Below are 21971 nucleotides of genomic sequence, written 5' to 3' on the forward strand. Positions count from 1 at the left end.
CTTTGTCGACAATCTTTGGAAAAGGCCTAAACGGCCCGCCGCCACGCCTTCCGAGCCAGATCATCGAGCCCGCCCATGAGTCAACTTTATCTGCTGCACAAGCCCTATCGGGTGCTGTCCCAGTTCACCGATGACCAGGGACGCAATACCCTGGCCTCGCTGATCGACGTGCCGGACATCTATCCGGCCGGCCGCCTCGACTACGATTCCGAAGGCCTGTTGTTGCTCAGTGACGATGGCGAGTTGATTCATCGTATCAGCCACCCGCGCCACAAGCAGCCGAAGACGTATCGAGTGCTCGTCGAGGGACAGCCGGACGATCGGGCCTTGAAGGCGCTCGCCGAAGGGGTCACTCTCAAGGATGGACCCACCCGGCCGGCCAAGGTCCGGCGACTGACGACCAGCGGGCTGCCCGAGCGCACGCCGCCCCTGGACCCGAAGCGCCATCCCGTTACCTGCTGGCTGGAGCTGACCATCAGCGAGGGGCGTAATCGCCAGGTGCGCAGGATGACCGCCCATGTGGGCCACCCGACGCTGAGGCTGGTACGCGTCGCCATCGGCCTCTGGCGGCTCGACGGCCTGGCCCCGGGACAATGGCAGCGCCAGACGCTGCACGCGCCAAAGCGCCCCCGGGGCTCAGCCCCTACAACAAGGAGACGCCGATAATGCGCTGGACCCCCTACGTGACCGTGGCCACGGTGGTCGAACGAGCCGGTCGTTTCCTGCTGGTGGAAGAAGACCGCGGCGGCCCCCATACCCTGTTCAACCAGCCCGCCGGCCACCTGGAACCCGGTGAGCGCATCCGCGACGGAGCCCTGCGCGAGGTCGCCGAAGAGACCGCCTGGCGGGTCGGCATCACCGACTACCTGGGCATGTACGTGTACGAGGCCCCGGACGGCAAGACCTTCCACAGCCACGCCTTCTTCGGCATGGCGCTGGCCCACCTGGGCACCGAACTGGACCGGGATATCATGGCCATCCATTGGCTGACCCTGGAGGACGTCGAGGCGCTGGAGCGCGAGGGCCGCCTGCGCAGCCCACTGGTGATCAAGCGCATCCGCGACGCCCTGGCCGGCAAGACCTTCCCGATGGAGGTGCTGCACGAACGCTGAGGCTTCGGTTGACGGGTGCAATTCGTGTATAATCACCGCCCATTTGCCCCACCACTCCGAGAGTCGTTATGTCAGCGTCCACCGGCAAAGTCATCGTCGGCATGTCCGGCGGCGTCGATTCCTCCGTTTCCGCCCTCCGCCTGATCCAACAGGGCTATCAGGTGGAAGGGCTGTTCATGAAGAACTGGGATGAGGACGACGGCACCGAATACTGCACCGCCATGGAAGACCTGGCGGACGCCGAAGCGGTGTGCAAGAAGCTCGACATCCCCCTGCACACGGCCAACTTTGCCGCCGAGTACTGGGACAATGTGTTCGAGCACTTCCTCGCCGAGTACAAGGCCGGACGCACACCGAATCCCGATATCCTTTGCAACCGCGAAATCAAGTTCAAGGTGTTCCTCGACTACGCCGAGATGCTCGGCGCCGAGATGATCGCCACCGGTCACTATGTTCGCCGCGGCGAGCGCGACGGCCGCCCGCGACTGCTCAAGGGACTCGACGGCAACAAGGACCAGAGCTACTTCCTGCACGCCGTGCCGGAAGCCGCCATCGCGCGCACCCTGTTCCCGGTGGGCGAGATCGAAAAGCCCGAGGTTCGCGCCATCGCCGAACAGCACGATCTGGTTACCGCAAAGAAGAAGGACTCCACCGGTATCTGCTTCATCGGCGAGCGCCGCTTCAGCGACTTTCTCAAGCAGTACCTGCCGGCCCAGCCGGGGACCATCGAGACACCGGACGGCGACGTCATCGGCGATCACATGGGCCTGATGTACTACACCCTGGGCCAGCGCCAGGGCCTCGGCATCGGCGGTCTCGCCAACTATTCGGAAGACCCCTGGTACGTGGCCGGCAAGGACCTCGAGCGCAACGTGCTGATCGCGGTTCAAGGCAAGCATCACCCCCTGTTGTACACCGACAGCCTGGCCACCGAGGCGATGGATTGGGTCGCCGGTGAACCGCCTTGCGCCGAGGGGCGCTTCAGCGCCAAGACCCGCTATCGTCAGGACGACGTGCCATGCACGCTGACGACCCGGGCCGATGGCGGCGTCGCGGTACACTTCGACGACCCACAGCGGGCCGTGACACCGGGCCAATCGCTGGTCATCTACGACGGTGACGTCTGCCTCGGCGGCGGCGTCATCCGGTCCACCTGGAACGCCGAGGAGCGAGCGGCATGACCGATTCGGTACCTATCCACCGCGCCCCCGAGTCCCCGGCGGCTCGCCAGGCGATCGCCCTGGCCGGCGTATTTCAGGCCGCCCATCTGGTCGACGAGCTGGCGCGCACCGGCCAGGTCGACAGCCGCGCCTGGGACACCCAGATCACCGCCACCCTGGAAACCAACCCGCCAACCTTCGAATCCATCTATGGCGGGCATCCCAACAATCTGCGCCTGGGGCTCGAGACCCTGGAGGCAGTGCTCGGCCGACGCCAGGCCAACCCGGTGGTGATGCGCTACGGCTTCAGCCTGATGCTGCTGATGAACAAGCTGCGCACCCAGCCCGACATGATGGACGCGCTCGGCACCCACCTGACCCGTATCCAGGGCCAGGCCGAACACTTCGGTCCGACCCACGAGAACGTCGTGGCGAGCCTCGGCGAGGCCTACCAGCAGACGCTTTCCACCTTCAAGAACCGAATCGTGGTCCAGGGCGACCCTTCGCTGCTACAAAGCCGGATGATGCCGGAGCGGGTCCGCGCCTGCCTGCTCTCCGGCATTCGCTTCGGCCTGCTGTGGCACCAGCAGGGCGGACGTCGCTGGAAGCTGATCTTCCAGCGGGGCAGCCTCAAGCGCGCCCTGGACACCCTCTGATCGCTCGATCTTCCTTTCCTACCCGTACCGGAAAACCGCCATGCAACTCTCCGCTCTCACCGCCCTCTCTCCCGTCGACGGTCGCTACGGCAGCAAGGCCGAATCACTGCGTGAACACTTCAGCGAATTTGGCCTGATCCGCGCCCGCGTCATCGTTGAGATCCGCTGGCTGGAGCGCCTGGCCGCGCACCCGCAGATCACCGAGGTGCCGGAGCTGTCGGCCACCGCCACAGCCTTCCTGGATGGCCTGGTCAAGAACTTCAGCGAAGCCGACGCGGCGCGCATCAAGGACATCGAGCGCACCACCAACCACGACGTCAAGGCGGTCGAGTACTGGATCAAGGAAGCCATTGCCGACAATGCAGAGCTGCATGCCGTCACCGAGTTCGTGCACTTCGCCTGCACCAGCGAGGACATCAACAACCTGTCCTACGGCGTGATGCTGCGCGATGGCCTCGACAGCCTGCTGCCGACCATGCGCCAGGTGGCCGACGAGATCGCCCGTCTGGCCGAAGAACACGCTGCCGTGCCAATGCTGTCGCGCACCCATGGCCAGACCGCCAGCCCCACCACCCTGGGCAAGGAAATGGCCAACGTGGCCTACCGTCTGCGCCGCCAGCTCAAGCAGATCGAAAGCGCCGAGGTACTGGGCAAGATCAACGGCGCCGTGGGCAACTACAACGCCCACCTGGCCACCTACCCGGACATCGACTGGGAGGCCAACGCTCGCACCTTCGTCGAAGGCCTGGGCCTGACCTTCAATCCCTATACCACCCAGATCGAACCCCACGACTATATCGCCGAGCTGTTCGACGCGGTCTGTCGCTTCAACACCATCCTGATCGACTTCGATCGTGACGTCTGGGGCTACATCTCGCTGGGTTACTTCAAGCAGCGCACCGTGGCCGGCGAGATCGGCTCCTCGACCATGCCGCACAAGGTCAACCCGATCGACTTCGAGAACTCCGAGGGTAATCTGGGCCTGGCCAATGCCATCCTCGCCCACCTGGCCCAGAAGCTGCCGATCTCCCGTTGGCAGCGTGACCTGACCGACTCCACCGTGCTGCGCAACCTGGGCGTCGGTCTGGCCTACGGCCTGATCGCCTACCAGGCCTCGCTGAAAGGCATCGGCAAGCTCGAGGCCAACCCCCAGCGTCTGGCCGAGGACCTAGACGCCAGCTGGGAAGTGCTGGCCGAGCCGATCCAGACGGTGATGCGTCGCTACGGCATCGAGAAGCCCTACGAAAAGTTGAAGGAGCTGACCCGCGGCAAGCGCATCGACCAGGCCGGTTTCGCCGCCTTCATCGATGGTCTGGAACTGCCCGACGAGGTCAAGGCAGAGCTCAAGCAGCTGACCCCCGGCAACTACATCGGCAATGCCGTCGAGCAGGCTCGCGCCCTGCCGCAGCACTGAGCCGGAGCCGCTGACAGAACCCCGCTTCACCCCGCCAATCGGTGGGGTGAGGCGTTTCTGGAGCCCTCTCTTCGGGGCCGGGGCCGATACCTAGCCCGCTACTCCCAATCACCATCAGGATTCCTCATGTCAACTGATACCCCCCTCACCCTGCTGGGCGGCCTGACATCGGCAGAGTTCCTGCGCGATGTCTGGCAACAGCAACCGCTGCTGATCCGTGGCGCCTTCCCCGACTTCGACAACCCGCTGACGCCAGACGAACTGGCCGGGCTCGCCTGCGAGGACAACATCGAGACACGCCTGGTCGAGGAACAGGGCCCCGACGGACCCTGGCAGGTCAGCCACGGCCCCTTCGACGAGGCCACCTTCGCCCGCCTGCCGGAGCGCGACTGGACACTGCTGGTACAGGCGGTGGATCACTATGTGCCGGAGGTGGCCACCCTGCTGGAGGACTTCACCTTCCTGCCGCGCTGGCGCCTGGATGACATCATGGTCAGCTACGCGCCTCCGGGGGGCAGTGTCGGCCCGCACCTGGACCAGTACGATGTCTTCCTGCTCCAGGGCAGCGGTCAGCGCCGCTGGCAGCTTGGCGGCAAGGTGGCCGATGACGCACCCATCGTGCGCGGCATCGACCTGCGTATCCTCGAGACCTTCGAGGTCAACGCCGAACAGGACTGGGTGCTGGAGCCCGGCGACATGCTCTACCTGCCCCCCGGCTGGGCACACCACGGGGTCAGTCAGAGCGATGACTGCATGACCTACTCGGTGGGCTTTCGCGCCCCCTCGGCGGACGAGGCGATCACCTCCTTCGCCGACTACCTGGGTGAGCAGCAACCCCCCTCTCGCCGCTACGGCGATGCCGGAATGCCCCCGGCCGAGGACCCGGGCGAACTCGATCAGGCAGCGCTGTCACGCATGCGCCAGTTGATCCTCGAGACCCTGGACGATCCGGCCCAGATGGCCCAGTGGTTCGGCCGGGTGATGACCCAGCCCAAGTACGTGGACCAGCTCGAGCCCAGCGAGACACCGACGGCGCCAGACGAGCTTGTTGCTGCACTACAGGAAGGCGAAGTGCTGGTGGCCGCGCCGGGCTCTCGCTTCGCCTGGCACGCGCTGGCGGACGACCGGGCCACCCTGTTTGCCGACGGCGACGGCATCGACTGCGATCTGGCGCTGGCCCGCGAGATCGCCAACCGCGGCGAGTTCGACGCCTCGCTGCTCGACTACCCCGGCGCCGCCGAGGTGCTGACACGGCTGTTCGACTCCGGCAGCCTTGGCTGGCCGGTTGACGACATGGAGGACGACGATGCCTGAGGTGGTGATCGAACAGGGAAGCTGGGAACAACTGGGGGAAGCGGCCGGTGACATTCGCTATCGCGTCTTCGTCATCGAACAGCAGGTGCCGATCGAGGAAGAGTGGGACGGCCTCGACCCCGACTGCCTGCATTTCCTGGCGCGCCAGGACGAGCGTGTACTGGGTACGGCGAGACTGCTGCCTGATGGCCATATCGGTCGCGTCGCGGTGCTTGCCGAAGCCCGTGGACTCGGCGTCGGCGTGGCGCTGATGCGCGCCACCATCAAGGCTGCGCGACAGCGTGGTCACTCGAGCGTCGAGCTCGCCGCCCAGACCCATGCGCTCGGTTTCTACGAAGCCCTGGGCTTCCGCGCCGAGGGAGATATCTTCCTCGACGCCGGCATTCCGCATCGCAATATGACCCTCTCCCTGAACGACTGACCTCTCCGTCAGCTCCTCCGTTCAGGAAACTCGACTACAGGAATGTGCCTCTACGGCGCTTTCCTGTAGTCGGACTACAACGCCTTGTCCCCCCAAGTACCAATGGCGAACCCCCGCCGCTGTGGGCCATAGTCACAACCATGGCGCAGCGGACAGACCTCGATGGCGAGTCAGATCGCTCACTTTGTAGTCGACCTCTACCGTTCCGCCAAGATTCGACCAAGGCCGTAAAGACTTCTCGGCCAAGGTGCAGGAACCTGACTACACTTCGCAGGTGCAGCATGGCATGGCGAGCAGTCGATCCTCTTGCAATGACGCCAACCGCAAGAGCCTGCAAGCCACTGGAGCCAAAGGCCGGTCGAAAGCGACCGCCCCGACACCGCCCCTGACCATGGATGCCAGGCAAGTCGTATCAGAACGTCGAACCAAACAGTCGATTCAACATCAGGACGGCCCGATCATGACCTTTCGTGAAGAACTGAAGACCCTGACCCAGCTTCGTGAAGCCCAGCGCGGCAAGTGGGACAACATCGATCCGGAAAGCGCCGCCCGCATGCGCGTGCAGAACCGTTTCCGCACTGGTCTCGACATCGCTCGCTACACCGCCGCCATCATGCGCGAGGACATGGCCGCCTACGACGCCGACACCGCCAACTACACCCAGTCTCTGGGCTGCTGGCACGGCTTCATCGGTCAGCAGAAGCTGATTTCCATCAAGAAGCACTTTGGCAACACCAAGCGCCGCTACCTCTACCTGTCCGGCTGGATGGTCGCCGCCCTGCGCAGCGAGTTCGGTCCGCTGCCCGACCAGTCCATGCACGAGAAGACCAGCGTGGCATCGCTGATCGAGGAGCTCTACACCTTCCTGCGCCAGGCCGACACCTGGGAGCTCAACCACCTGTTCCGTGCCCGAGAAGAAGCCAAGGAAGCCGGTGACAGCGCCAAGGTCGACGATCTGACCAACCAGATCGACAACCACGAAACGCACATCGTGCCGATCATCGCCGACATCGACGCCGGTTTCGGCAACGCCGAGGCCACCTACCTGCTGGCCAAGAAGATGATCGAGGCCGGTGCCTGCTGTATCCAGCTCGAGAACCAGGTGTCCGACGAGAAGCAGTGCGGCCACCAGGACGGCAAGGTCACCGTGCCCCACGAGGACTTCATCGCCAAGATCAACGCCGTACGTTACGCCTTCCTTGAACTGGGCGTGGATGATGGGGTGATCGTGGCCCGTACCGATTCCCTGGGTGCCGGCCTGACCCAGAAGATCGCGGTCACCAACGAGCCAGGCGACCTGGGCGATCAGTACAACAGCTTCCTCGACGGTGAAGAGATTTCCTCGGCCTCCGATATCGACAACGGCGACGTGGTGATCAAGCAGAACGGCAAGCTGGTAAAGGTCAAGCGTCTCGCCTCCGGCCTCTATCAGTTCAAGCCTGGCACCGGCGAAGACCGGGTGGTGCTGGACTGCATCACCAGCCTGCAGAACGGTGCCGATCTTTTGTGGATCGAGACCGAAAAGCCCCACGTCGGCCAGATCGCTGGCATGGTCAACCGCATCCGCGAGGCGGTGCCCAGCGCCAAGCTGGTCTACAACAACTCGCCGTCGTTCAACTGGACGCTGAACTTCCGCCAGCAGGTGTTCGACGCCTGGGAAGCCGAAGGCAAGGACGTCTCCGCCTACGAGCGTGCCGACCTGATGAACGCACGCTACGACGACACTGAGCTTGGCCAACTGGCCGACGAGTGGACGCGCAACTTCCAGCGTGACGCCGCCCGCGAGGCAGGCATCTTCCACCACCTGATCACCCTGCCGACCTACCACACGGCCGCCCTGTCTACCGACAACCTGGCCAAGGGCTACTTCGGCGACGAGGGCATGCTGGCCTACGTGGCGGGTGTGCAGCGCCGCGAGATCCGCGAGGGTATCGCCACCGTTCGCCACCAGGACATGGCCGGCTCCAATATCGGTGACGACCACAAGGAGTTCTTCCACGGCGACGCGGCGCTCAAGGCCGGCGGCAAGGACAACACCATGAACCAGTTCGGCTAAGGATCGCGGGCCAGCGGCACCCAGTCACTGAGCCCAGACACTGAGCCCTGTGACTGTGAGAAAGGGAGGCCGTCGGCCTCCCTTTTTGCTGTCCGTGACCTTGCCCTGCCAAGCCAGCCTTTCCTTCTTCCCTGGCAAGGGCCTACTCTCGAACTATCACGTCTGGCTTCAGCGAGTCCGACAGCAATAGCCGTGCGACTCCCTCCGATGCTCATTGGCCTGGCAGGTCCGGTTCGGCATATGATGAATGTCAGGAAAGCGCTGTCGGCGCGACTCAGTGGCAGTCGCGGGGCGACAAGGGCGACAGGCGGCAGGCGGACGTCCAACATGGGACGGACGAGACCCGATCATCGTTGGATCCGGGGAACCATCGCCCTGTCAAAGCCTCCAAACAGGCGTTACACTATTTTCGAACAGCGTTTGCGAACTTTGGTGCGGTACCACTACAAGCGAATGTGACCCGAACCGATGCGTTCAGAATGCGGCGCAGAAGACATTCAAGGAGAATCGCCATGAAAACTTCCATCCTTCCTGTCCTGGCGCTGAGCGTCGTGGTGCTTGCCGGCTGCACCGCCACCAATCAGTACTCGGGCAACGTCTATTCCGGCAACCAGGCACAGACCGCCCAGAACGTGCAGTTCGGCACCATCACCGCCCTGCGTCGCGTCCAGATCCAGGGTGAAAGCTCCGCCGGCGGCATCCTCGGCACCGGTGGTGGCGCGGTGATCGGTGGCCTGCTCGGCAACCAGGTCGGCGGCGGTTCCGGTCGCACCATCGCCACCGCCGCAGGTGCCATCGGTGGCGCCGTGGCCGGCAACCAGATCGAGAAAGGCGTCAACCGCACCGACGCCTGGGAGATGGAGATTCGCAAGGACAGCGGCCAGACCGTGGTCGTCGTGCAGAAGGCAGACCAGGCCTTCCAGGTGGGGCAGCGTGTTCGCCTGATCGGCAGCGGTTCACGTCAGAGTGTTGCCCCCTACTGAGGGCTTGACGAAGGCGCTCGCGAAAGGGGCTTGTCCTTGTAAGCGACAACAGCACTTCGCTCCGCCGCAAACATCTCTGCGTTACATACAAAGGGCCCTGAGGCGTATCCGCCTCAGGGCCCTTTCGGTGATCACCAGGTGAACACCAGGTGATTCACGTCACCACCGACTAGTGGACCTTGCCCATCACCCAGCAGCCCAGCTTGCAGCCCACCAGGGCGATGATGCCGATCACCAGCAGTGTCATCAGCATATCGATGGGGAAGACGATGAAGGTGGCCCCCAGCACGGCAAGGGCGGGGCACCAGATCCACTGGTCATCGTCACTGCGCAGTACCGCCGGCAGCAGGCTGCCCAGGGCACAGCTCAGGCCCTTGTCCCAGGCCTTGATCATCACCGCCAGCAGTACCGCAAAGGCCAGCACCCAGATCACAAATAGCGTCATGTTCAGCTCCGCAAGAAAAGCGTGAAAGGCAGAATCGAAAAATCTCACAAGAGGGTATCCCCACCACCGATACTGCGCAACAACCCGAAGGTGGCAGAGGGCGCGCGTGAATACCGTTCAGGATATGACCACACAAGGTGAAAAATGTCCCACGCCCCTGACAGCCCCAGCACCCACGCGTTACCATGCGTCCTCACACGCACTCACCAAAGGTTCATCAATGCAAATTGCGCAAAATTCCGTTGTCGCGTTCCACTACACCCTGACCAATGATGCAGGTGAAGTGCTGGACAGCTCGGAAGGCCGCGAGCCGCTGACCTACCTCCACGGCGCCGGCAACATCATTCCGGGTCTGGAAAAGGAACTCGAAGGCAAGGCCGCCGGCGACAAGGTCAACGCCAAGGTTGCCCCCGCCGAAGGTTACGGCGAAGTACAGGAGCAGCTCGTCCAGGAAGTGCCGCGTGACGCCTTCCAGGGTGTCGAGAGCATCGAGCCGGGCATGCAGTTCCAGGCGCAGACCCAGGGCGGTCCGCTGATGGTCACCGTGACCCAGGTCGAAGGCGACACCGTCACCGTCGACGGCAACCACCCGCTGGCCGGCCAGAACCTGAACTTCGACGTCGAGATCGCCGAAGTCCGTGAAGCCAGCCAGGAAGAAATCGAGCACGGCCACGTGCACGGCGAAGGCGGCCACGAGCACTGATCAGCGCTACGCTCGTCGGAAGCACCACGAGCATGCATGATCAAGTGCCGGCAAGATCAGGTGTCAGCAGGATCAAGCGCCAGCAGGATCAACAGCCGGCATGGTCAAGAGAAAGGGCAGCCCAGGCTGCCCTTTCGCGTGTCTGAGTATCACGTCTGATGAAAGGCCCCTCGCCTCGCGAGCCACGACCGGGGATCAGCTTCTGTCCTCGGCGCCAGCGCCTCGCTCGATTGCCCTGAGGGTATGATAGCCGCCCCATAGCCGAGTGGCGGTGGTCAGCAGACAGGCCGCGGCGAACAGCCCTGCCAGCACAGGAAAGTGCGCCGGCCACAGACAAAAGGCCACCAGCGCCAGCACGGTCTCGGTACCTTCGGTCAGGCCGTGCAGATAGTAGAAGGCCTTGCGCTGGAAGCGTGGGCGCTCGAGATCATGGCGCGCCGCCATGATGGCGAAGGCCAGAAAGGACGTCCCGGTGCCGATAAAGGCAAACAGCAGCAGCGCTGCCGGCAAGGCGTTGCGCTCGCTGTCGGCCAGGGCAAAGCCGAGCACCACCGCGGCGTAGAAGACGAAGTCCAGCCCGATATCGAGAAATCCCCCGGCATCGCTGGGCGTACCCCGACGGCGCGCCAGCGCCCCGTCCAGGCCATCGGCGAGTCGATTGAGGAGGATCGCCGCCAGTGCCCATCCATAGGCCTGAACGGCCAGCAGCGGCAGTGCCAGCAAGCCGATAAGAAATCCCGCCAGAGTCACCTGATCAGGCGTCACCTTGCAGCGCTCCAGCATCTTGACCAGAGGCGCCAGGGGCGCCTGGGTTCTGGGCATGGTCCAGCGATCCAGCATAAAAGTCTCGTCAGCAGTAAAACGTCGGTTCGGTAGAAGGAAAGCACAAGCGGCGGGCCAGGGCCCACCGCTTGTGTCTTCAGGTCCAGGCTACTACCTGGGCGGTTCGCTCAGTCGTTGGACTGGGCAGAGGACAGCGACGATGCTTCGTGTCGCTCGGGGCTCGCACCGGCTCTGTCTCCCGTCACCGGCTGGCTTGAAGAATCGGCGTCGTCTCCCCCGCCTCGCCGCCAATTGAAGTAACGCTCCAGATACCCCAGGACCCGCTCGGGCTTGTTCGCGTTCTTCCACACCCCGGCGGCGGCCTTTACGGCTTCCGAATGGGTCGGGTACGGGTGGATGGTCCCCAACAGCTTGTTCAGTCCGATACCGCGGGTCATTGCCAGGGTGAACTCCGCCAGCATCTCGCCAGCGCCAGCACCGACAATGGTGGCACCGAGAATGCGATCCTTGCCTGGTACGGTCAGCACCTTGACGAATCCGGTGGTATCGCCCTCGGCGATGGCCCGGTCGAGCTCGGACAAGGAATAGCGGGTGACCTCGAAGGGCACCTTTTGCTCCTTGGCCTCGCGCTCGTTGAGCCCCACGCGCGCCACCTCCGGGTCACAGAAGGTGACCGCCGGCAGCGCCCGATAGCTCACATTGAAGCGCTTGAACTCGCCAAACAAGGCATTGACGGTGGCGTGCCAGGCCTGGTGGGCGCTGGCATGGGTCAGCTGGAAGGGCCCGACCACATCGCCACAGGCCCAGACATTGGGCAGCACTGACTGCAGCCCGCCATCCACGTCCAGGGTGCCGTTGTCTCGAGTGCCCACGCCCAGTTCTTCAAGCCCGAGCCCCTCGACGTTGGCCTGTCGACCCACCGCCACCAGCAACTGATCGAACTCCAGTTGCTCGATACGTGTCTCGCCTGCCTCGTTGACCTCGATCTCGAGTCGATGGAGATCACCGTCACCGGCCACCACCTTGAGCGCCCGGGTCGACAGGCACAGCGTCACGCCGCTGGCCTCGAGCCCCTGAGCCGCCTCCCTGGCGACGTCCTCGTCTTCGCGTGGCAAGAGTTGCGGGCCCATCTCCACCAGAGTGACCTGGCTACCCAGCCGGGCGAAGCTCTGGCCCAGTTCACTGCCGATCGGACCACCACCAAGCACCACCAGGCGCTTCGGCAATGCCTTTAGCTCCCACAGATTGTCGGAGGTCAGCACCTCGATATCCTCGATCCCCGGCAACGGCGGGACTCTGGGGCGGGCACCGCTGGCGATGATCACGTGACGGGTGGTCAGCACCTGTTCGCCAACCTGCACCCGCCAGGGATCGAGCAGCCTGGCTTCTCCTTCGACCACATCGACGCCCAGGCCCCGATAACGTTCCGGGCTATCATGGGGCTCGACCTCGGCGATGGCGCCGTGGACGTGGCCCATCACAGCGGCGAAGTCGACGCTTGGCTCACCGGCGCTGACACCATAGGACGGCGCCCGACGAATGTCCTCGGCGGCGCGAGCGGCGCGAATCAATGCCTTGGACGGCACACAGCCGGTATTGAGGCAGTCGCCGCCCATGCGGTGGCGCTCCACCAGGGTCACCTTAGCCTTCACCGCCGCGGCAATATAGCTTGCCACCAGGCCCGCCGAGCCCGCACCGATCACCACGATATCCCGGTCAAAACGCGACGGGCGCTGGTATTCGGCGGCGAGCCGGCGACGCTTGAGTACCGCCACCACCGCCTTGGCGATCCAGGGAAACAAGCCGATCAACACAAAGGACAGGATCAGCCCTGGCGACAGGATGCCCGCCAGCGACTCGAGCTCACCCAGTTCCCGACCAGCATTCACGAACACCATGGTACCCGGCAGCATGCCGAGCTGGCTGACCCAATAGAAGGTGGACAGACGCATGCGGGTCAGGCCGACCACCAGGTTGATCACGAAGAAGGGGAAGATCGGAATCAGCCGCAGCGTGAACAGGTAGAAGGCGCCTTCGCGCTCGATGCCGCCGTTGATTCGCGCCAGCTGGCGCGAGAAGCGCGTCTCCAGCGTCTCGCGCAGCAGGGTTCGGGCGATCACCGCGGCCAGGGTCGCGCCCAGCGAACTGGCAAAGGACACCAGCACCAGACCGATCCAGAAGCCGAACAAGGCCCCCGCCAGCAGCGTCAGCAACCCCGCCCCAGGCAGCGACAGCGCCGCCATCAGGATATAGACCGCGAAGAAGCCACCGGCCACGGTCCAGGGGTCCTCGTGGAACCACTGTTGAAATTGCGCCTGCTGGGCCTTGATCGCGTCCAGCGTAAAGGCCTCGTTGGCGCCGGTGACAAAGAACGCCACCACGGCGACGGCAATCAGTGCCAGCAAGATCCATTTGTTACGGGTCACCCGCGTCTCCTTCTAGGTCAACTGGTGTCGATGATCGGGTCGATGATCGATAGGTAGCCGTGGCCAGCAGCAGCGACGCCCGTTGTCCTGCGTCCGTCTTGCGACGAGACGATGACGTTACCAGGAGCTGTGCGGCCGGCTATCGGGATGCAATCGAGAGTAGCAGTCTGCCTGGGTCGCGCACAGGCGACCGAGCCTTACGACCGAAAATGCAAAAAATCATCCCCTTATCGACAGCGCATGTAAGGATGCGCCTGCCACAATGACTGAACCAACCGGGAACTGCCCTACTCGAACCTTACAATGACGCCATCCTGACGGAGCCTACGAATGCGATATCCCTTCAATCAGCGTACCTTCCTGCTGGCCGGCCTGCTGACTGGTGCCGTGCTTTCCACGACCCCCGCCCTCGCCGCCGAAGAAAAGGCCATCTTCGCCGGAGGCTGTTTCTGGTGTGTCGAGGACGCCTTCGACAAGATCGATGGCGTCGAGGCTACCGTCTCTGGCTATGCGGCGGGCAACACCGATAATCCCACCTACGAAACCGTCAGCGCGGGGGGCACCGGACACGCCGAAGTGGTGGAAGTCACCTTCGACAGCGACACGGTGAGCTACCAGGATCTGCTCTACGTCTTCTGGCGCAATATCGATCCCTTCGTCGCCAACCGTCAGTTCTGCGATGAAGGTGATTCCTATCGCTCCGCCCTGCTGCCACTCAACGATGAACAGCGCGAACTGGCCGAGGCCAGCAAGGCGGACATCGCCGAGCGCTTCGACCAGCCGATCGAGACCACCATCGAAGATCCCGGCACCTTCTATCCGGCCGAGGACTATCACCAGAACTACTACCAGAAGAACAAGGTGCGCTACACCTTCTACAAGAACGCCTGCGGCCGTCCTGATCGACTCGAGGAAATCTGGGGAGACGAAGCCATGCCCCACGACGTGCCTGCCTCGTCCGCAGCATCCTGACGGCGCGGCGCTGACAGCAACGTCATGACACACCGATCGACCCTGGTGCGAGCCAAGGTCGATCGGTCTCTGCAACGCATCTGCAACCTATCAGCAACAGCGTCGCTGTAGCGTACTCATACGTGTTCGAGTCGACGCTCGACGACTCGCTGGTGTTGTACACGCTGCAGCCGCTTTCCTAGCCGCCAGGACAGCCAGCCCGTGGTCGCCAGCACCAGCCAGCTGGCTGCCACCACCCCTGGCCAGCCCCGCCACAGCCAGAACGGCTCGAGCCACAGCGGCCCGAGACTCGCCCCCAGGTAGTAGAACACCAGATAGAGCGCCGATGCGCCGCCTCGTCCTTCGCGGGCCTGGCGACCGACCCAGCCCGAAGCGGTGGCGTGGCACAGAAAGAAGCCGAAGGCGCTGAGGGTCAAGGCGGCAATGATGACGGCGAGCATCGGTATCAGGGACAGACCCAGCGCCAGCATCATGATGACAACGCCCAACCCCATGGTGGCGGGCGCTCCCGCTCTGGCGACGACCCTGGCAGATAACGTCGAGCCCAGAGTGCCGCCCAGGTAGGTCAGAAACAGCAGGCCCAGCCAGCGGGGCCCGAGAGCAAAGGGTGCCTCGGCCAGACGAAAGGTCATGTAGCTGTACTGGTTGATGAACACCAGGAAGTTGAGACCACCGATCAGATAGGCCGACAGCAGCCATGGGTTGGCCAGGTGGCCACGCATCTGGCGGCAGGCGTGCCCCACTCGAAAGGGTTGAGGGGCAAAGGCGCTGGCCGCCGGTAGCAGCCACCAGAACACCGCCACGCCCACCAGGGTCAAACCGCCAACCGCCACGAAGCTCGCCTGGACGCCATACCATTCACCGATGACGCCTCCCAGCACGCGACCACCGATACCGCCCAGGGTATTGGCCGCGATATAGAGCCCCACGGCTCGACTCATCGCCTCCGGCGAGAACTCGTCGCCCATCCAGGCGATCGCCACCGCCGGCAGCCCTCCCAGGGCGACCCCCTGCAGCACGCGAGCGACCAGCAGCCAGTCGAGCCCAGGCGCAAATGCCGCCAACAGTGTCGCGAGAGCTGCCACCGACAGGCTCGCACGCATGATACCGCCCCGCCCGATGGCGTCGGACAAGGGCCCATAGACCAGCAACGATAGCGCCAGGGTCAGGGTGGCAAGCGACATCACCAGGCCCACCTTCAAGGTCGAAGCCTCATGAGTATCGCGCAGCAGCGGCAGCAATGGCTGGGGGGCGTAGAGGTTGATGAACACCAGCATCGAGCCCAGACACAGGGCGAGGGTCGCCCTGCGCCAGGCAGGGGTATTGGCGTGAATCATGGCGGTCTCCGGTTGGCCTCGCCCATCTTCCATGCTTCACTACCATCACACCAACAGAAGAAAATGATGCTATCCATCACATTCCCTTATGTCGCTACCCTTTGACCTGCGCTCGCTGTCGCTGTTTGTCGCGGTGGTGGACCACGGCGGCTTCAGCGCCGCCGCCCGCGCGCGTCACATCGCCCAGTCCGCCGTCAGCCAGACCATCGCAGGCCTGGAGCGACGCCTCGACACTCGTCTGTTCGAGCGCCATGATCGGCGTGTTCGACTGACACCAGAAGGTGAGGTGCTGCTGGAACATGCCCGACGGCTGCTCGCCGACGCCAGTGCCACCGAACTGGCGCTGAAGGAACTCAACGGCCTGGTAAAGGGCGAAGTGCGCATCGGCATCCCCTCGATGCTGGGCTCCTACTATCTGCCGCCGCTGCTGATGGGCTTTGCCGCACGCCACCCTGGCATCCGCATGACGGTGATCGAGGCGGGCGCCCGGCGACTGCAGGCAATGATCAAGGCACGCGAGCTGGACCTGGGCATCGTGGTCGAGGATGGCAGTACCTGCGAACTGGAAACCGAGGCCCTGCTGCGCGCCGAGATGGTGGTCTGCACGCCCCGGGACCACCCCTTCACGGCACGCCACAGCGTGACCCCGGAAGCCTTTCTGAGCGAGCCGCTGGTGCTGTTTCAGGACGGCTATTTTCACCGCGAGTTTGTCGACGCCATGGCCCGACGGCTGGATATCCAGCCCCGCCTGACGTTCCAGTCGAATCTGATCCCGCTGACCAAGGCCATCGTCCGCCAGGGCTTTGGCATCACCACCTTTCTGCGCCGGGTGATCGAGGAAGATGACCTGTCGGCGGTGCCCTTTGACCCCGCCGCCTGGCTGACCCTGTCGCTGGCCTGGCAGCCCCAGGGCTACCTGTCACGCGCCGAGCGCGCCTTTATCGACTACGCCCTGTCGCAACGCGACTCGTTGTAGCCCTGGAGGCGCCGAAGGCTCGCCAAGGACTGGCCGAGGCCTCGCCAGCCAAGCACCAATGCTACCCAACGCAAACGGGGCGAGCCCAGTGAAAGGCTCGCCCCGTTGTGGTGGCGACGTCGATGGCGCCGAGGACGCTTCAGCCGCCCATGCCCGCCGGGCTGTAGGCGAACTGGCGCATACTCAACCGCGTAGGTTCCAGCGGTCGACGCGCCTGCCAGTAGTAGCGGCGCCAGTAGCTGTTATCCAGCTTGGAGATCATCACACCGCGCGACGATGAGGCGTGCAGAAAGCGCCCCTGGCCGACGTAAATGCCGACGTGGCGGTTGCCCGGAGGACGAAAGAACACCAGGTCGCCGGGTGACAGCTGATCACGCGTGATCGGTTCGCCGGTATGCACCTGGCTGCCGGTGGTGCGCGGCAGCTGCACCTGGAAGGCGTCGCTGAAGATGTTCTGCACCAGCGCCGAGCAGTCGATGCCGCTCATGCCGGTGCCGCCGAAACGATAGGGCGTACCCGCCCAGCGATCGTGCTCCGCCATCAGCGCCTCGCGGATGGCAGCGGCGGGATCTTCAAGGAAGCTTCCCCCTGCCGCTGGGTCCTCCAGCGGGGACATGCGCGAGGCGGCGCGTTCGGCCAGGCTCGGCATATCACGGGAAAAGTAGTCGTTATCGGCAGTATTCTGGTAGTTCGATGCCGCACAGCCTGACAGCAGGCCAAGCAACACCATCGCCGCTGTCACGCGGCTTGTCTGGGCGACGCTCATGCGACACACACCTCATTCCCTGAACCGGCTGGCTGACGGCCTGCCGGCGCCCAAGAGCCGCTGTGGAAGTGACGCACTCGTGTCACTACCATAACGCCCCTCAGCTGCAAGTTTGACAATTCGGCCTCCTTCTTGATGGGAGGCCTGACGAAAGATCAACACGATACTAGCCAAAATTATCCGATCTGACGATAGATCAGGACAATTTTTTGGCGTTTTTTTCTGCTGTTTCGCGACGATCAGTGCAGGGTTCGTCCATCTCCCGGCAAGGTATCGATGTGAAGCGGTGCCCAATGGCGGGGGCGCGCACCCGGGAAATCCAGGCTGGCCCAGGTGCCGGCGAGGGGCGGAGCGCCCGACAGCCAGGCCACCAGCGCCTGGCGGAAGCTGGCCAGAAACGCTTCGCGCTCCGGGGTTTCCCCCATGAAGAACGAAAATCCTGCATAGAGACCCCGGGCATACTCCTGCCAACCGGCGTAGTGCTCCGACGCCAACTGGTGCGCACGCTCGAGCAGTGCCAGGAAGTCCTGCTGAGCCAGCCAGCCCAGCTGGCGACCGGCGATCGCCAGGTCGACCGCCTGGGCCAGGTCCCAGGCGCACATGTCGACGTCATTGCACTGGTCGGCGTTGTCACGTACCCGCAGCAGGCGCTCCAGGTGATTGCGCTCTTCCTCGTTGCACTCACCGGACTCCAGGGTCGCAATCTCGGAATTCAGGCGCGCGCTGTTGAGGGTGTAGGGCGCGTAGTTGATCTGATATTCCTGGCGATCACCGGCGTCCAGCAGAAAGCGCACGAAATCGATCAGCTCGGTGGCGGAGTGCAGGCCGTAGTGTCCATCGATCCACTCCAGGATCGAAGCCCCTTCCCGGTCGCTTTCCGGCTGCGGCAGGCTCCAGGCGGCGGTGTTCAAGGGTCCCACCAGCGACAGCGCGGTAAAGTGCATCAGGCTCGGACGCTCGCCAGGCTCGCGCCAATCGCCGCTGCGCCACTCGAGCCAGTGGAACAGGCTACCCGGATCGTCCAGGTGCCAGCGAATCTCGTAGGTCAAGGAAGGCTGATCCGGTTCCGGCAACAGCGCATCCCAGGTCGCCCAGGCCTCGAGCAGGCGCTTGGGGGTGCTGTAGAACCGACACAGCACATCGCGCAGGGACGCCGCCATATCGGTCAGGCTGTCCTCGTCGAACTGCTCACTGTCCATGCTCATCAGCAAGTAGAAGGCATACTTCTCGGCCATATGGATGGTCGCCGAATGGCGGGTCGCCCTGGCCAGGCCATCACGACCTGCCAGATCCGCCTGGGGCGCATCACCAAAGGGGGTTCTGGCCGAAGGCAGCGCTCGATGCGCCGCGTCAGCCGCCAGCTGATTGAGATGATGGGCCTGGGCCGGCAGCCAGTAGCGCACCAGTGAGCGGGCGCCCTCGTCGGGGTGCAGATCGAGGGTCTCCGCCAGGTACTTGCGCGCCTCGTCACGACGCGCCTGGGGCAGCGGCGGAATCGGCCCCTGACGTGCCGCCAGCTCGGGTTCACGCACCGAGGCCAGCGCCAGCACCCAGTGGCGAGGCGAGGCGCGCCACTGCCTGGCCGCCTGGCGTGATGCCTCGACCTGCTCCTGGTCGAGCAACTCCTGCAACGAGCCATGCCAAGGGCTCACCGGCGAGCCCATCAGCAACTGCCAGTCGGCTGCCAGGGTCGGCAGCCTGTCCTGACCTTCGAATAGACCACGGCCGCGCTGATAGGAGCGCGCCAGGGCGCTCCAGTCACTGTAACGACGCTGGACCAGATCGCCTGCGTGGTGCGCCAGCAGCGACGCTTCCTGGGGTGTCAGCCAGCCGATGCAGCTGCCGGCCCAGGCCAGATCCACCGCCCTCAGCCAGTCCCAGGCGGCCCACTCCAGCGGCTCCCCCTGGTCCACGTAGCGGCACAGCAGGCGGCCGTATGGGCGCTCCTGTGGCGCCAGCCCCTCACACCAGGCCTGGCGTTCGCCGGCACTGACCGCCATCAACCGCGCGGCGTCGATATCCCAGCCCTGGCGATCCCCCTGACTGGTCAGCCACAGCAAGGCGCGCTTGAGATCCTCGGCGCCATGAATCTGCCAGACTTCCCCCAGCCAGGCCTCGACCCCGTCCCAGTCATCGATGCTGGCCGGCGTCATCAGTACCGGCGAGAAGGCCGCCCGCAGTCGCCAGACGCGATCTTCCGGGCTGTCAGGCCAGAGGGCGGCGGCAGGCTCGCGACTCAGCGCAGTGCCGAGCAACGGCCAGGTGATGCCGGCGCCCTCGCCTTCCAGCTTCGACAGCGCCCGGCAGGTATCGAGCAAGCCCTCATCGCCGCGAAGCCAGCCTTCGCCGCTGCGGGAGGCGCAGAGTGCCTCCAGCCATTCATCCAGGCTTGCGTGACGATGGTGGATGTCGCTGCACAGGCGTGCTGCCCAGCCACGACTCACCTCGGCCGACATCCATCCCGACGCCCCTGCCAGGGCCACCAGCTCAAGCGCTCCCAGCAGGTGGGAGGCAGGCAGCGTGTTCGACGCATTGAGCTCGAGCAGGCGCCACCCCAGTTCGCCCCGGTCGGGGATCTCGAGGGCGGCCAATCGCTCACGTGCCGCCTCTTCAGGCAGCATCAAGGGGTCAGGCATAAAGGCCCAGTCGCACAGCACCAGTTGCTGAGCCCACCAGGCATTGAGCGGATCAACCAAGTCTCACCTCGCAGAAACACGGAGTCAGGCCAGCCCGGTCCGGCCTGACACAAGGCGCCAAGGACCATCGCTTCGGGCAGCTAGAAGTCGGCGACACAGTGTACCGGAAACTGTTCGCCACGCCGATGGCGATTGTTGCCAATAGATCTTCCAGACCTGGGCCTCGAGGGCCCGGCAAGCCTCATCGATGCATTCTTCGAACGGGCGTAAAAAATTCCGATCACAGCCCTTGGCGAGATGTTTCAAATAATGCACACTCGTCAATCATGACATAACACCCCTCTTCTCTGACCCTTTCCGGAGCTCCCGCATGTCCCACGTTCAGGACCTGATCATCGACAAGGCGTACATCGGCGGCCAGTGGCGTGACGCCGATCGCCACTTCAGCGTCACCAATCCCGCCACCGGCGAGACCCTGGCCGAGGTGCCGGACTTGAACGCCGAGGAAGTCCGCGAAGCCATCGGTGCCGCCGATGCGGCCTGGGCCGGCTGGAAGCGCAAGACCGCCAAGGAACGCTCGGCCCTGCTGCGCGCCTGGTTCAACAGCATCATGGACCACCAGGAAGCCCTGGCCGAACTGATGACCCGTGAACAGGGCAAGCCGCTGGCCGAGTCCCGTGGCGAGGTCGCCTACGGCGCTGCCTTCGTCGAGTTCTACGCCGAGGAAGCCAAGCGTGTGGCTGGCGAGACCCTGCCGGGCCACGGACCCGACAAGCGTATCCTGGTGTTCCGCGAGCCGGTCGGTGTGGTCGCCGCCATCACCCCCTGGAACTTCCCGCTGGCGATGATCACCCGCAAGTGCGCTCCGGCCATGGCCGCCGGCTGCACCGTGGTGGTCAAGCCGGCCGAGGCCACCCCGCTGACCGCCCTGGCACTGGCCAAGCTCGCTGAAGACGTGGGCATCCCCGCCGGCGTGCTCAACGTGGTGACCTCGAGCTCCCCGCGCGAAGTCGGCCCGGTACTGACCGGCGATGCCCGAGTGCGCAAGGTGTCCTTCACCGGCTCCACCCCGGTGGGCAAGATCCTGCTGGCCCAGTGCGCCGACACCGTGAAGAAGGCCTCCATGGAGCTTGGCGGCAACGCGCCCTTTATCGTCTTCGATGACGCCGACCTGGACGCCGCCGTCGAGGGTGCCATCGCCTCCAAGTACCGCAACTCCGGCCAGACCTGCGTATGCACCAACCGCTTCCTGGTTCAGGACGGCGTCTACGATGCCTTTGTCGAGAAGCTGGCCAAGCGCGTGGGCGAGCTGAAGGTCGGCAACGGCCTCGAGGACGGTGTGGTTCAGGGTCCCCTGATCAACTCGGCAGCGGTGGACAAGGTGCAGTCGCATATCGCTGACGCACTCGACAACGGTGCCCGCCTGGTCGCCGGCGGTGAGGCCCTGGAGGGCACCTTCTTCCAGCCCACGGTGCTGGCCGACGTGACCACCGACATGCGTGTCGCCCGGGAAGAGACCTTCGGGCCGCTGGCCCCGGTGTTCCGCTTCTCCAGCGACGACGAAGCCATCGCCATGGCCAACGACACCGAATTCGGTCTGGCCGCCTACTTCTATGCCACCGACTATCGCCGTATCTGGCGCACCATGGAACAACTCGAGTACGGCATGGTCGCCATCAATGAGGGCATCCTCTCTACCGAGCTCGCCCCCTTCGGCGGCGTCAAGGAATCGGGTCTCGGTCGCGAAGGTTCACGCCATGGCCTCGATGAGTACACAGAGCTGAAGTACGCCTGTGTCGGCGGCCTCTAAG

Annotated in this window: 19 protein-coding genes; 13 read left to right on the forward strand and 6 right to left on the reverse strand. The window is 64.4% G+C overall.

Annotation, left to right across the window (positions count from 1 at the left end):
• Window positions 1–75: 75 nt before the first annotated feature.
• The 9 genes from NFG57_RS13990 (at window position 76) to NFG57_RS14030 (ending at window position 9116) form a co-directional block, all read left to right on the forward strand.
• Window positions 76–666 carry a pseudouridine synthase gene (locus NFG57_RS13990; RefSeq protein WP_348814574.1) on the forward strand — a complete coding sequence of 197 codons (591 nt, stop codon included), beginning with the start codon at window positions 76–78 and terminating at the stop codon, window positions 664–666.
• Window positions 663–1112 (forward strand): NUDIX hydrolase, encoded by a 450-nt coding sequence (locus tag NFG57_RS13995; RefSeq protein WP_045992993.1) that lies wholly within the window; start codon window positions 663–665, stop codon window positions 1110–1112. Before NFG57_RS13990 ends, NFG57_RS13995 begins: the two co-directional genes overlap by 4 nt.
• Window positions 1113–1180: 68 nt before the next feature.
• Window positions 1181–2293 (forward strand): tRNA 2-thiouridine(34) synthase MnmA, encoded by a 1113-nt coding sequence (gene mnmA / locus NFG57_RS14000; protein WP_045992913.1) that lies wholly within the window; start codon window positions 1181–1183, stop codon window positions 2291–2293.
• Entirely contained in the window at window positions 2290–2928 is a 639-nt protein-coding gene (hflD, locus tag NFG57_RS14005) for a high frequency lysogenization protein HflD (RefSeq protein ID WP_045992914.1), read from the forward strand. Before mnmA ends, hflD begins: the two co-directional genes overlap by 4 nt.
• A gap of 40 nt (window positions 2929–2968) precedes the next feature.
• Window positions 2969–4342: an adenylosuccinate lyase gene (gene purB / locus NFG57_RS14010; RefSeq protein ID WP_108449070.1), complete on the forward strand. Its 1374-nt coding sequence runs from the start codon at window positions 2969–2971 to the stop codon at window positions 4340–4342.
• Window positions 4343–4468: 126 nt separating this feature from the next.
• Window positions 4469–5656: a cupin domain-containing protein gene (locus tag NFG57_RS14015; RefSeq protein WP_348814575.1), complete on the forward strand. Its 1188-nt coding sequence runs from the start codon at window positions 4469–4471 to the stop codon at window positions 5654–5656.
• On the forward strand, window positions 5649–6077 hold the full coding sequence (locus NFG57_RS14020; protein ID WP_348814576.1) for a GNAT family N-acetyltransferase: 429 nt from the start codon (window positions 5649–5651) through the stop codon (window positions 6075–6077). Before NFG57_RS14015 ends, NFG57_RS14020 begins: the two co-directional genes overlap by 8 nt.
• Window positions 6078–6537: 460 nt before the next feature.
• Window positions 6538–8133, forward strand: coding sequence for an isocitrate lyase (locus NFG57_RS14025; RefSeq protein WP_108133257.1), 1596 nt, complete (start codon window positions 6538–6540; stop codon window positions 8131–8133).
• 512 nt (window positions 8134–8645) lie between these two features.
• Window positions 8646–9116 carry a glycine zipper 2TM domain-containing protein gene (locus NFG57_RS14030; RefSeq protein ID WP_108449068.1) on the forward strand — a complete coding sequence of 157 codons (471 nt, stop codon included), beginning with the start codon at window positions 8646–8648 and terminating at the stop codon, window positions 9114–9116.
• Between the two features lie 169 nt (window positions 9117–9285).
• On the opposite strand, the gene NFG57_RS14035 is transcribed toward NFG57_RS14030, so the two are convergent.
• The gene (locus NFG57_RS14035) at window positions 9286–9561 is read right to left on the reverse strand and encodes a hypothetical protein (protein WP_045992920.1); all 276 of its coding nucleotides are present in this window, start codon (window positions 9559–9561) and stop codon (window positions 9286–9288) included.
• A gap of 220 nt (window positions 9562–9781) precedes the next feature.
• Between NFG57_RS14035 and NFG57_RS14040 the strand changes: the two genes are divergently transcribed.
• A complete protein-coding gene (locus NFG57_RS14040) occupies window positions 9782–10264 on the forward strand; it encodes a peptidylprolyl isomerase (RefSeq protein ID WP_045992921.1) in 483 nt (160 codons plus the stop codon).
• 195 nt (window positions 10265–10459) lie between these two features.
• Here the strand turns inward: NFG57_RS14040 and NFG57_RS14045 are convergent, their stop codons facing one another.
• Window positions 10460–11104 carry a CDP-alcohol phosphatidyltransferase family protein gene (locus NFG57_RS14045; RefSeq protein ID WP_253552512.1) on the reverse strand — a complete coding sequence of 215 codons (645 nt, stop codon included), beginning with the start codon at window positions 11102–11104 and terminating at the stop codon, window positions 10460–10462.
• 110 nt (window positions 11105–11214) lie between these two features.
• Window positions 11215–13473 (reverse strand): FAD-dependent oxidoreductase, encoded by a 2259-nt coding sequence (locus tag NFG57_RS14050; RefSeq protein ID WP_348814577.1) that lies wholly within the window; start codon window positions 13471–13473, stop codon window positions 11215–11217.
• A 330-nt stretch (window positions 13474–13803) separates the two neighbouring features.
• Between NFG57_RS14050 and msrA the strand changes: the two genes are divergently transcribed.
• Window positions 13804–14445 carry a peptide-methionine (S)-S-oxide reductase MsrA gene (gene msrA, locus NFG57_RS14055; RefSeq protein ID WP_213228857.1) on the forward strand — a complete coding sequence of 214 codons (642 nt, stop codon included), beginning with the start codon at window positions 13804–13806 and terminating at the stop codon, window positions 14443–14445.
• A gap of 116 nt (window positions 14446–14561) precedes the next feature.
• Here the strand turns inward: msrA and NFG57_RS14060 are convergent, their stop codons facing one another.
• Window positions 14562–15782: an MFS transporter gene (locus tag NFG57_RS14060; RefSeq protein WP_348814578.1), complete on the reverse strand. Its 1221-nt coding sequence runs from the start codon at window positions 15780–15782 to the stop codon at window positions 14562–14564.
• Between the two features lie 88 nt (window positions 15783–15870).
• Between NFG57_RS14060 and NFG57_RS14065 the strand changes: the two genes are divergently transcribed.
• Complete coding sequence (locus NFG57_RS14065; RefSeq protein ID WP_045992925.1) at window positions 15871–16758, forward strand: LysR substrate-binding domain-containing protein; 888 nt, start codon at window positions 15871–15873, stop codon at window positions 16756–16758.
• A gap of 139 nt (window positions 16759–16897) precedes the next feature.
• On the opposite strand, the gene NFG57_RS14070 is transcribed toward NFG57_RS14065, so the two are convergent.
• Together NFG57_RS14070 and NFG57_RS14075 are read right to left on the reverse strand one after the other, a co-directional pair.
• Window positions 16898–17524, reverse strand: coding sequence for an NlpC/P60 family protein (locus NFG57_RS14070; RefSeq protein ID WP_231498679.1), 627 nt, complete (start codon window positions 17522–17524; stop codon window positions 16898–16900).
• Window positions 17525–17763: 239 nt separating this feature from the next.
• A complete protein-coding gene (locus tag NFG57_RS14075) occupies window positions 17764–20220 on the reverse strand; it encodes a DUF1266 domain-containing protein (protein ID WP_253552518.1) in 2457 nt (818 codons plus the stop codon).
• Window positions 20221–20530: 310 nt separating this feature from the next.
• Between NFG57_RS14075 and NFG57_RS14080 the strand changes: the two genes are divergently transcribed.
• Window positions 20531–21970, forward strand: a complete 1440-nt coding sequence (locus NFG57_RS14080) for an NAD-dependent succinate-semialdehyde dehydrogenase (protein WP_045992927.1) — start codon at window positions 20531–20533, stop codon at window positions 21968–21970.
• Window position 21971 lies beyond the last annotated feature (1 nt).

The organism is Halomonas sp. H10-59, from assembly GCF_040070555.1.
GTDB classification, from domain to species: domain Bacteria; phylum Pseudomonadota; class Gammaproteobacteria; order Pseudomonadales; family Halomonadaceae; genus Halomonas; species Halomonas litopenaei.

Bases quoted from the DNA above. Each gene is read 5' to 3' on its own strand.
- NFG57_RS14045 (WP_253552512.1), bottom strand. From the start codon at position 11,104: ATGCTGGATCGCTGGACCATGCCCAGAACCCAGGCGCCCCTGGCGCCT.
- NFG57_RS14070 (WP_231498679.1), bottom strand. From the start codon at position 17,524: ATGAGCGTCGCCCAGACAAGCCGCGTGACAGCGGCGATGGTGTTGCTT.
- hflD (WP_045992914.1), top strand. From the start codon at position 2,290: ATGACCGATTCGGTACCTATCCACCGCGCCCCCGAGTCCCCGGCGGCT.
- mnmA (WP_045992913.1), top strand. From the start codon at position 1,181: ATGTCAGCGTCCACCGGCAAAGTCATCGTCGGCATGTCCGGCGGCGTC.
- NFG57_RS14080 (WP_045992927.1), top strand. From the start codon at position 20,531: ATGTCCCACGTTCAGGACCTGATCATCGACAAGGCGTACATCGGCGGC.
- NFG57_RS14015 (WP_348814575.1), top strand. From the start codon at position 4,469: ATGTCAACTGATACCCCCCTCACCCTGCTGGGCGGCCTGACATCGGCA.
- NFG57_RS14065 (WP_045992925.1), top strand. From the start codon at position 15,871: ATGTCGCTACCCTTTGACCTGCGCTCGCTGTCGCTGTTTGTCGCGGTG.
- NFG57_RS14035 (WP_045992920.1), bottom strand. From the start codon at position 9,561: ATGACGCTATTTGTGATCTGGGTGCTGGCCTTTGCGGTACTGCTGGCG.
- NFG57_RS14040 (WP_045992921.1), top strand. From the start codon at position 9,782: ATGCAAATTGCGCAAAATTCCGTTGTCGCGTTCCACTACACCCTGACC.
- NFG57_RS14025 (WP_108133257.1), top strand. From the start codon at position 6,538: ATGACCTTTCGTGAAGAACTGAAGACCCTGACCCAGCTTCGTGAAGCC.
- NFG57_RS14060 (WP_348814578.1), bottom strand. From the start codon at position 15,782: ATGATTCACGCCAATACCCCTGCCTGGCGCAGGGCGACCCTCGCCCTG.
- NFG57_RS13990 (WP_348814574.1), top strand. From the start codon at position 76: ATGAGTCAACTTTATCTGCTGCACAAGCCCTATCGGGTGCTGTCCCAG.
- NFG57_RS14030 (WP_108449068.1), top strand. From the start codon at position 8,646: ATGAAAACTTCCATCCTTCCTGTCCTGGCGCTGAGCGTCGTGGTGCTT.
- NFG57_RS14020 (WP_348814576.1), top strand. From the start codon at position 5,649: ATGCCTGAGGTGGTGATCGAACAGGGAAGCTGGGAACAACTGGGGGAA.
- msrA (WP_213228857.1), top strand. From the start codon at position 13,804: ATGCGATATCCCTTCAATCAGCGTACCTTCCTGCTGGCCGGCCTGCTG.
- purB (WP_108449070.1), top strand. From the start codon at position 2,969: ATGCAACTCTCCGCTCTCACCGCCCTCTCTCCCGTCGACGGTCGCTAC.